We start from the raw sequence: 3,897 nt of genomic DNA on the forward strand, positions 1-3,897 counted from the left end.
AAGACGTAGACGAGGCCGAAGATTAGGGCTCGGCTGGTGACGGCGCTGAGGGCAACGAAGGCGGCACAGTACAGGACAGACGCGACTAGGGCACCGAGTCCGAGCCCGAGCATGAGGCCGTCAGCGGTAGGGCTCTCGTGGATGATCCAGGTGGTGGCCATGGTGGCCGGCACGACAAAGAGGGCTGCAGCCACCGAGGCGACTCCGATCTTGATGGCGATGATTCGCCATCGTTCGATCGGTTTGGTGAGCAGGAAGACGGCGGTGCCATCCTCTATCTCGGCACCCAGTGAGGCGGTCCCGAATACAAGGGCCACCAGGGGAAGCAACAGGGTAAAGATCATTACGCTGACCATGCCGAGTGCGACCTCCTCGGTGGCATCCCCTGAGCCGGCTTTGTCGGAGAACCGGTAGATCACTGCACTCAGGATCGGAAGCGCCAGCAGCAGTCCGATCACCAGGGTGCGGCGCCTTCCTAGAAGTTGGCGTGTGGTGAGGGAGATCAGGACGTTGTTCATCGGGCTACCAGGTAGGCGAAGACGCTCTCGAGGGAATCATCTGCGGGTTGGAGTTCTTGGAGCGCAACGCCACTTGATCGGATGAGGGGTGCGATGGATTCGGTGAAGGCACCGAAGTCTGTCGTCTGGACTTCCATGACGTCGCTGTCAAACGAAACAAGGGTGACATAGGGCCGATCGACCAGCGCGGCGGCAAGGGCGCGATTGTTACTGGACCTGATTGTGAAGGCATGGGGCCGGCTGGTCATGAGGCGACGAATCTGACGGAAGTTGCCGGCGGCGCCCAGGCGGCCACCGATGACGACGAGGACGTCTTCGGCGAGATCTTCAACATCTTCGAGGATGTGGGAAGAGAAGACGATGGTTCGGCCAGAGTCCCCTAGTTCCTTGAGCATCGTGTTCATCTGGAGCCGCTGACGGGGATCAGTACCGTTGAACGGTTCGTCGAGGATCAGGATGTCGGGGTCGTGGACGAGGGCGGCGGCGATCTTGGCTCGTTGACGCATGCCCTTCGAGTAACCGCTCATCTTGCGATGCATGGCGTCGCCGAGTTCAACCATGTCGATCGCTGCCTGGGCTGCAACTTCAGGTTGGGGAAGTTGGTGGAGTCGGGCGCTAGCCAGGGCGTACTCCCAGGCCGAAAGGAACGGGTAGGTGACCTCGCGTTCGGGAACGAGACCGATGTGGCTGTACATGCCTGTGTTCTTCCAAGCCGACTCGCCATTGACCATGACCTCGCCCGAGGAAGGCTCGAGAAGGCCCGCCATCATGTGCAGCAGTGTCGACTTGCCGGCGCCGTTGGGGCCGAGCAGGCCCGTGATCCCGGGCTCGAGTTCGAACGAAATGTCGTTGACGGCCACCAGGTCTCCGTACCAACGAGATGCCGATCGTACCGAGATCGCTGCATGCGGTTCCGGCGATGGAGGAGCAGCAGCGGAGTTCACAGCGTGACCTTGCGATAGCGGCGGATGGCAAAGAACAGGGCGATAGCGGTCTGAGCGACCAACGCCACAATCCACGTCCAGCCAGGAAGGTCGGCGTAGGCGACTTGATCGGCCATTTCGCCCATCCGATTCGCACGCGCTGGGACAGCGTCGAAGATGACATATGTGGCGGCGTTCATTGCATAGCCCGGAGTGGCGAGCATGGCGACTGCGGCCCATCCGGGACCCAGAACTGACACTAGAACGCTTGTGAAGACGACCGAGAACCACAGTGCCGCAAGCACGCTGATGAGCGCGAACGCCCGTCGAGTCGTGAACATCGCGATGGCCAGACCGATTACCGCGAGCTGCACGCTCGCGAGCGTCGAACTTGCCCCGATACGCCATACGTCCGAGATGTTGTCACCCAACCATCCGGTGCCGTCCTTGGCACCGAGCCAATTGCCTACGAACACAAGGAGTTGCGGAAGCAGCGTGAGCGACATCAGGGCCGTTGCCAAGGCGGCGATCTTGGCCAGCAGATAGTCGTCGCGTTCGATGGGGCGTGAGAAGTAGAGAGGAAGGGTGTTGTTCTTGCGATCGTTGCCAACCAGATCCGACGCCATGGCAGCTACGAACAACACGATGACGATCTGGATGAGCCCGAAATATTCGTGGTGTTTGACAATCTCGAAGCCCTCTCCAGCAAGCGCACCGAAGGCCACTGTGAAGATGGCAGGCAGGAGGGCGACGAGGGTGAGACCGAACGCGAGAACCTTGGGCAAGGTGCCGCGTCCGAGTCCGAATGTGTTGCGCAGGCTCAACACGTAGAGGGAACGAATCGCGTAGCGCCGCCCCAGACGGGGTCCGTCGTAGTTGCGGTAGCCCAGGTCGTAGACCACGCCTCGCGACTGAGGTGTCTGGTCGAGGCTCGCCATCAGACCGCCTCCTCGTTGCCGCTTGCCCAGGGATCATCGTTGCGGAACATGTCGCGGAGCGTGTGACGTTGCCGAGCCACGCGCACCAGGGGCAGGCCCAGATCGACCACCGAGTCGACCACCAGCCGCATGAGCGCAGCCTCAGCCGTGGCGCTCCCATCCGGCATCTCAACTTCGATGATTCGCCCGTCAACCCGGGCATTCACGTCGTGAGCGATCATTCGGCTGACAAGAAGTTCCGGATCTCGACCGACCTCCACTGCCAGAACATTGCCCAACCCGGTGAACTGGGCTACCGCTCCGACGCGAGCCAACTTGCCTTCCTCAATGAGAACCAGCGAGTCACACACACTCTCGATTTCTCCGAGTAGATGCGACGACATGATCACCGAAATGCCAAAGTCCGTGCCGGTGCGCTCGATCAGGCCCAACATGTCGTCCCGCCCATCCGGATCGAGGCCATTGGTCGGCTCGTCGAGAAACAACAGTTTTGGATCGTGCACCAAAGCCTGGGCCAACTTCACCCGCTGCTTCATGCCAGTGGAGTAGCCACCGATGTGCCGATAGCGCTCCTCGAACAGGCCGACGTGGCGCAGCGTCTCCGCCGCCCGTTCCCGTGCCACTGTCGCCGGGAGGCCGCTCATGCGAGCCAGGTGGATGACGAACTGGGTGGCGGACAGATCGGTGGGCAGGCAGTCGTGTTCGGGCATGTAGCCGACCTGCTCACGAATGCGCAGCCCCTCGGTCTTTGCGTCAAGCCCGAGCACCTCCGCGGTTCCGCTCGTCGGCTCGACCAAACCCAAGAGGATTTTCATCAACGTGCTCTTGCCGGCACCGTTTGGTCCCACCAAACCCACCACGCCATGCGGAACTTCGAGTGTTATTCCACGCAACGCTGCCACTTCCGGGTACTGCTTGGTGAGTGACGACAACCGAACCAACGGCTGTGCTCCTGCATTCACTCGCCTACCTCCTTGCGGAGCCCCGCGAGTTTGAACACAGTCACAGCGGGCAACCTAACGTCCGACGTCTCAGGTCGGATCAGGTTCGGGTTAGGGCTTGGTAAGGCGAGGCGTTGCTGCCATCACGTTTCATAATCGTGGAAGCGGTGTCGGTTCCCGAGTCGGCGGGGACTCAGCCCCAACAGGCCTTCGACTGCACCCAGTGGTGCCTGCCGCCAGAGGTCTCGTAGAGAAGGTAGGCGGCCACCTGCACCTGGGCGACCGGGTCGGCGATCGAGGCACCGGCGATGCCTGCCGCCTCGGTCCTTTCCTCCCAGAACTTGGGCAGGTGCTGGAACCAGCCGGCGGCACGACTCGACCGGTTGACGGCGAAGCTGAACACGTCGTCGGGCTGGGCGCTGGACTCGCAGAACGCCACCTCTTCGGCCCAGGCGTGGTCCTCGGGCTTGAGGTAGGCCTCGATCAACTCGCGCAACGTGGGTGGTCCCGTGGGTCGGTCGACCTCGTCGGGCTTCACCGCCGGTCGGTGTGCGACGAACTCCATCTTGGGGAGCGT

The 3,897-nt window shown here is 62.0% G+C and carries 5 protein-coding genes; all 5 read right to left on the reverse strand.

The annotated features are described in order from the left end of the window. A partial coding sequence (locus tag OSA81_13425) for an ABC transporter permease subunit (GenBank protein ID MDE0900001.1) occupies positions 1-518 on the reverse strand: 518 nt, incomplete at its 3' end. Then, positions 515-1,378 carry an ABC transporter ATP-binding protein gene (locus OSA81_13430; protein ID MDE0900002.1) on the reverse strand — a complete coding sequence of 288 codons (864 nt, stop codon included), beginning with the start codon at positions 1,376-1,378 and terminating at the stop codon, positions 515-517. The genes OSA81_13425 and OSA81_13430, both read right to left, overlap by 4 nt. 80 nt (positions 1,379-1,458) lie before the next feature. After that, complete coding sequence (locus OSA81_13435) at positions 1,459-2,379, reverse strand: ABC transporter permease subunit (GenBank protein ID MDE0900003.1); 921 nt, start codon at positions 2,377-2,379, stop codon at positions 1,459-1,461. After that, positions 2,379-3,341 (reverse strand): ABC transporter ATP-binding protein, encoded by a 963-nt coding sequence (locus OSA81_13440; protein ID MDE0900004.1) that lies wholly within the window; start codon positions 3,339-3,341, stop codon positions 2,379-2,381. The genes OSA81_13435 and OSA81_13440 overlap by 1 nt, the downstream gene beginning before the upstream one ends. Before the next feature lie 172 nt (positions 3,342-3,513). After that, the coding region (locus tag OSA81_13445) for a hypothetical protein (protein MDE0900005.1) at positions 3,514-3,897 on the reverse strand (384 nt) is incomplete at its 5' end.

Source organism: Longimicrobiales bacterium, assembly GCA_028823235.1.
GTDB lineage: Bacteria > Gemmatimonadota > Gemmatimonadetes > Longimicrobiales > Gaopeijiaceae > UBA2589.